Origin of the sequence: Dyella sp. (assembly GCF_035508675.1) — a bacterium.
Lineage (GTDB): Bacteria > Pseudomonadota > Gammaproteobacteria > Xanthomonadales > Rhodanobacteraceae > Dyella_B.
Map to the genome: position 1 here is coordinate 1 of NZ_DATJMN010000061.1, position 6,124 is coordinate 6,124.

Here is a 6,124-nt window from a genome sequence, read left to right on the forward strand (position 1 = left end):
GTCGCCAGAAAAACCCCTGCAAGAGGGGCCGGACGGGTCGTGCCAGCGTTATTGGGGGAAATGGAGGGGCTTTCAAGGCCCGGCGACGAAACGACGCGGTTTGGAAATTCGGGATCGACACCGCAGGCAAAAATGCTGACGATGCCCCGTTCCCACATCCGCAGACGGGCATCCAGGCAGTGAGCAGGAACCAGACATTACGCGAACAGATCGTCGCCTACGGCTTGAAGCTGATGCCTTCGGGCCTGAGCCAGGGCACCTCCGGCAACCTGAGCGTGCGCCACGGCGAGGGTTTCCTGATCACCCCCAGCGGCACGCCGTACGAGGAAATCACCCCCGATGGCGTGGTGCAGGTGGCGATCGATGGCAGCCATGCGCCTGGGCTGCGGCCGTCCAGTGAATGGCGTTTTCATCGCGACATCTATGCGGCGCGCCCGGACGTGCATGCAGTGGTGCATGCGCATCCACCCTATGCCACCGCGCTGGCGATGTGCCGCATGGACATCCCAGCGGCGCATTACATGATTGCGGTGAGCGGCGGCGACTCGATTCGCTGCGCGGCTTACTACACCTACGGCACGCAGGAACTCTCCGATGCCGTCGTACAGGCGCTGGACGGGCGCCTGGCCTGCCTGCTGGCGAACCACGGCATGATCGCGGTGGGCGCCACCCTCGAGCAGGCCATGTGGCGCGCGGTGGAAGTGGAGACCTTGGCACGGCAGTACGCGCTGGCGCTGCAGGTCGGCACGCCGGCCCTGCTTAACGGCACGGAGGTGGCCCAGGTGCTGGAAAAATTCGGCAACTACGGACTGATGTCGCGCAACGAACCATCTGCCTGAGCACACCCGCCATGACTGCCACCGATCCCGTGCTGCTGTGCTACTGCACCTGCCCCAACGCCGAAAGCGCACGGCATTTGGCCGATGCGCTGGTAAACGAGCGGCTGGCCGCCTGCGTAAACCGCATCCCCGGCATCCACTCCACCTATCGCTGGCAAGGCGAAGTGATCACAGATACCGAGGAACTGCTGCTGATCAAGACCACCGCCTCGCGCTTCGAAGCCTTGAAGGAACGGGTGCTGGCATTGCATCCCTACGAGTTGCCCGAGTTGATCGCGGTATCGGTCGAACAGGGTCACGCTGCCTATCTGGATTGGGTGCGCGTGGGCGTCGAGTCGTGAGCTTCCGCGGCCATCGAGTGGGGTCAAGACCGCCGCTCGGCTTTCCGGCGACCTTTAGCTACGCAATCGCCCTCATCAGCCTGGCTATGCCTTCATCCATCCGCTCCACCTCGATCATGCCGAAGCCGAATGCCAGGCCCTCCTCGGCGGCGCCAGCCATCGCATAAGCGCTCAGGCACTCAAGATTGATCCCGCTTGCCGCGGCGCGCCTCAGCAAGGCCGTGACATCGGTCGGCGCATGCAGCTTCGCCGCCAGATGCAGCCCCGCATCCGATGCCCACACCCGCATATGGTGTTTGCCGTGCCGCTGCAAGGCCGCCAGCAAGACGTCGCGCCGCGCCGCATACACCTTGCGCATATGCCGAACGTGACGCACCAAGTGCCCTTCGGCCATGAAGGCGGCCAAGGTATCCTGCGCCAGCACGTCGCCATGCCAATCGGCTTGATGCTTGGCGTGGGCGAAGGCGCTGCGCAGCCATGGCGGCACCACGGCATAACCGAGCCGCAAGCTGGGAAACAGGCATTTGGAAAAGGTGCCGACATAGCAGACGGCGTCGTCGCGATCCAATGTCTGCAGCGCATCCAGCGGCCGAGGGCTGTAGCGGAATTCGCTGTCGTAATCGTCCTCGATCACCAGGGCGCCGCGTGCGCGCGCAAATGCCAGCAAGGCGACGCGACGGCGCGGAGACATCACCACGCCCAGCGGGAACTGGTGCGAAGGCGTGACGTAGATGACATGCGCATCGTGCGGAAGCTGCTCGACGATCAGCCCTTCCTCATCCACCGGCACCCCGACCACACGCGCGCCAGCGGTGAGAAACACCGCGCGCAGCGGTGGATAACCAGGATCTTCCACGGCCACCACGGTGTGCCCAGGCGTAACGAGTACGCGTGCCAACAGATCGAATGCCTGCTGCGCGCCGCTGGTGACGATCACGTCCTCGGCGTCGCACGACACGGCGCGCGCAAACGAAATGTGCTGCGCAATAGCCTGGCGCAACGGCCACCTTCCTTGCGCCAGATCGTAGAGCGGCGCGGCCTTGGACAGGTTGCGCAGGGCGCGCGCAGACAGGCGCCGCCAGATGTCGTAGGGGAAGCCTCGGCTGTCGGGAATCCCCAGGCGGAAATCGTACGCAAAGCCGTCCGTTCTCATGGGAGCCGGCAAGCTCGCGAAACTTCGCCAATACGGCGCCAATCGACCATCGGGGGTTACGACGTCGCCGCGAGCGTGCCGTTCACCGCGGCGCACGGCAAGGTCGGCCACGAAATGGCCGGCGCCGCGCCGCGCTTCGATATAGCCCTCGCCAAGCAGCAGGTCGTACGCCACCACCACGGTATTGCGGGAAACCGCCAGCGTTTCGGCCAGTTCCCGCGTCGCCGGCAAACGCAAACCAGGCTTTAAACGACCATCCAGAATGGCAGCACGCAGTTGGCCATGCAGCGCCGGCATGCGCTGGCGCGAACCGCGCTCCGGTAAGGCAAGCGGAAACCCGAAGGGATGCTTCACGCCCTAGCCTCCGACCAAAAACTGGATCCCTAGATTTGTCCCGATGTGGTTCTTTTGCAAGACCACTTGATTACCTAGGATGCACTCGACCCTCAGGAGCCGCCGGCCATGATCGATCTCTACTTTTCCGCCACTCCGAACGGCCTGAAAGCCAAGCTGTTCCTGGAAGAAGCCCTGCTGCCTTATCGCGTGCTGCCGGTCAGCCTCAGCAAGGGCGAGCAGTTCAAGCCGGAATTCCTGGCGATTTCGCCGAACAACAAGATCCCGGCGATCGTCGACCATGCGCCCGCCGGCGGCGGCGAGCCGGTCGCGCTATTCGAGTCGGGCGCCATCCTGCTCTATCTCGCCGAAAAGATCGGCCGCTTTATTACGCAGGACATCCATGGCCGCGCCGAAGTGCTGCAATGGCTGTTCTGGCAGATGGCCGGCCTGGGGCCGATGGCCGGGCAGATCGGGCATTTCAACGTCTACGCGCCGGAAAAAGTGCCGTACGCCATCGAGCGCTACACGCGCGAGACCGCGCGCCTCTATGGGGTACTGGATCGCCGGCTGGCGGATCGGCCGTTTATCGCCGGCGAATTCTCCATTGCTGACATTGCCTGTTACCCCTGGATCGTTCCGCACGAAGCACATGGACAGGACCTCGCCGCGTTCCCGCACCTGCAGCGCTGGTTCGCAGGCATGGCAACGCGTCCAGCCTCACTGCGCACTTACCAGGATGTCGAGAACGTTTATGCACCCAGGCAGGCTCTTTCGGAGGAAGAACGCAGGCTGCTGTTCAACCAGGGCTCGCAAGCGCGCGCCTGAGCTGAAGATTGCTGACAGCTTCTGGCACGCCGTAGCTATAGCTTTAGCTGGTCACCCCTGCGAGTGCATGCGCCATGAAAAAGTCCGACCTCGTTGCCCTCGTATTGCTCGGCGCCATCTGGGGCGCCTCGTTCCTGTTCATGCGCATGGGCGCGGGGCAGTTCGGCAGCATGGCCTTGGCGGGCATGCGCGCGATCGGCGCAGCGGTCTGCTCGATTCCGCTGCTGCTGTCGCGCGAACGGCTGGCGGAGCTGCGCGCGAACTGGCGCTCGATTGCGCTGATCGGCCTGGCGAATTCGGCGCTTCCGTTCGTGTTGTTTTCCTATGCGGCGCAAAGCCTGCCGGCTGGGCTTTCGGCCATCTTCGACGCGATCGCGCCGTTACTGGTGGCCGCGTCCGGCTGGTTGTGGCTGAGCGAACGCTTGAGTGCGACCCAAGCAAGCGGCCTGGTGATCGGCCTGAGCGGCGTGGTGTGGCTGATCGGCGGCAGCATGGGCTTCGGCCATGGCGGCGCGCCGGTCGGCTGGGCGATGGCGGCCTGCGTGGGCGCGAACGTGTGCTACACCTTTGGCGCGCACTACAGCCACCGCAAGGTTCAGCGCGTATCGCCGCTGTCGGTGGCGATCGGCAGCCAGGTGGCGGCGGCCGTGATGCTGTTGCCATTCACGCTGTGGCTGTGGCCGGCCAGGTCGCCGTCGCTGCAGGCCTGGGTCGCCATGTTGGGGCTGGCCGCGGTGTGCACCTCGCTCGCTTACGTGCTGTTCTACCGGCTACTGGCGCGCATCGGTTCGACCCGCTCGATGGCGGTGCTGTACCTGATCCCCGTGTTCGGTGTGCTGTGGGGTGCGATGTTCCTGGGCGAAAAACTCACGTTGGCGATGGCCGGCGGCTCGGTGGTGATCCTGCTCGGCGTGGCGCTCACCACCGGCATGTTGCGAATGGGCCCTGCGGCACCCGCGCCGCTGAATGCGGTCGAATAGATACCGGCTTCCTCTGCGAGCTGGTCCATAATCACCGATCGCGCCCCACGCGATCCCCATGACTGGAGTTGGAATGCGCTCGCTTCGTTACGGCCGCGTCGCCGTCTATCTGCTCACACTGCTGGTGCTGCTGTTCGGTACACATGCTTTGGCGCAGGACGCCGAAGACAACCTGCTGCCAGTCACCGAGGCCTACAAACTCACTGCCGACGCCAGCACGCCGGGCGTGGTGAAGCTGCACTGGGACATCGCGCAGGATTACTACCTCTATCGTGGCCGCATGGCGTTCAAGGGCGGCGATGGCGTGACGCTGGGCCAGGCGCAGCTGCCCGACGGCGAGAAGCACGACGATGCCTATCTTGGCCCGGTGGAGACCTACCACCACCGCGTGGACGCCAGCATTCCGTACACGCTCGCTCCCGGCACCAGCACGCTCACGCTGAGCGTGCGCTACCAGGGCTGCCACGAAACCGACCCGAAGATCTGCTATCCGCCGCATACCGAGCATCTGACGCTACCGGTGCCCACCGCAGCGAGTGCGCCAGCGTCGAACAAGCTCAATGACCTGTTTGGTTCGCGCACGCAGAGCTTGGCTGGCGGCAGCAACGAACCGCTGCCGGCCGAACAAGCCTTCCGCTTCGATGCGATCACCCAGGACGCAAACCACCTGCTGCTGCGCTGGACCATCGCCAAGGGTTACTACCTCTATCGCGACCAGACCCAACTATCGGTCAAGGATGCGCCGCAGCTTTCGCTGTCGCCTGCGTGGCCGGCCGGAACCACGCACGAAGATGCGCATTTCGGCAAGACCACGGTGTATTTCGACGAGCTGACGTTGCCGGTGACCATCCATGGCGACACCACCGGCATGACGTCGCTCGCGTTGGTGACCAGCTTCCAGGGCTGCCAGGACGGTGGCTTGTGCTATCCGCTGATGACGCGTGAGGCGCATATCGATTTGCGTGGCAGCGCAAGCACGACCGTTGCAACGGCGGCGAATCCGGCGCCGGAAATGCCGCCAGCCGATGTGAACAAGAACGCATCGCTCGACGTCAGCTTGTGGTCGGCGCTGCTGCTGGCATTGGGCGGCGGCCTGGTACTCAATTTGATGCCCTGCGTGTTGCCCGTCCTGTCGATCAAGGCGATCGGCCTGATTGAAAGCGGCGAAAATCCTGCACGCCGCCGCCTGCACGCGTTGATGTACACGGCCGGCGTGCTGGTGAGTTTTGCCGTATTGGGCAGCGTGATCATCGCGCTGAAAACGGCGTGGGGTGCACACCTGCAGAACCCGCTGGTGGTGGCGGCGCTCGCGCTGGTGATGCTGGCGGTGGCGCTATCGATGTCCGGCGTGGTGCAGTTCGGCGCATCGCTGGGCAATGCGGGCAGTTCGCTCGCCAACCGCTCGGGTCCTGCCGGTGATTTCTTTACCGGTGTGCTAGCGGTGGTCGTGGCCAGTCCCTGCACGGCGCCGTTCATGGGTACAGCCTTGGCGTATGCGCTGGTGGCCCCCATCGGCAGCGCCATCTGCGTGTTTCTCGCCTTGGGGCTCGGCTTGTCGATGCCCTTCCTCGCCGTGGGTTTCGTGCCGGCGCTGTCACGCTGGTTGCCACGCCCCGGCCGCTGGATGGAAACGCTGAAAGAAGTGCTGGC

6 protein-coding genes are annotated in these 6,124 nt (G+C 64.5%); 5 read left to right on the forward strand and 1 reads right to left on the reverse strand.

What is annotated here, in order from left to right:
- The first annotated feature begins 179 nt into the window (after window positions 1-179).
- Window positions 180-839: a class II aldolase/adducin family protein gene (locus VMA74_RS03720; protein WP_325364933.1), complete on the forward strand. Its 660-nt coding sequence runs from the start codon at window positions 180-182 to the stop codon at window positions 837-839.
- An 11-nt stretch (window positions 840-850) separates the two neighbouring features.
- Entirely contained in the window at window positions 851-1,180 is a 330-nt protein-coding gene (gene cutA, locus VMA74_RS03725) for a divalent-cation tolerance protein CutA (RefSeq protein ID WP_325364935.1), read from the forward strand.
- Window positions 1,181-1,238: 58 nt separating this feature from the next.
- On the opposite strand, the gene VMA74_RS03730 is transcribed toward cutA, so the two are convergent.
- Window positions 1,239-2,687 carry a PLP-dependent aminotransferase family protein gene (locus tag VMA74_RS03730; RefSeq protein ID WP_325364937.1) on the reverse strand — a complete coding sequence of 483 codons (1,449 nt, stop codon included), beginning with the start codon at window positions 2,685-2,687 and terminating at the stop codon, window positions 1,239-1,241.
- Between the two features lie 108 nt (window positions 2,688-2,795).
- On the opposite strand from VMA74_RS03730, the gene VMA74_RS03735 reads away from it, so the two are divergent.
- The 3 genes from VMA74_RS03735 to VMA74_RS03745 all read left to right on the forward strand — a co-directional run.
- Window positions 2,796-3,494: a glutathione binding-like protein gene (locus VMA74_RS03735; protein WP_325364939.1), complete on the forward strand. Its 699-nt coding sequence runs from the start codon at window positions 2,796-2,798 to the stop codon at window positions 3,492-3,494.
- A gap of 74 nt (window positions 3,495-3,568) precedes the next feature.
- Window positions 3,569-4,474: a DMT family transporter gene (locus VMA74_RS03740; RefSeq protein WP_325364941.1), complete on the forward strand. Its 906-nt coding sequence runs from the start codon at window positions 3,569-3,571 to the stop codon at window positions 4,472-4,474.
- Between the two features lie 73 nt (window positions 4,475-4,547).
- The coding region (locus VMA74_RS03745; protein WP_325364943.1) for a protein-disulfide reductase DsbD domain-containing protein at window positions 4,548-6,124 on the forward strand (1,577 nt) is incomplete at its 3' end.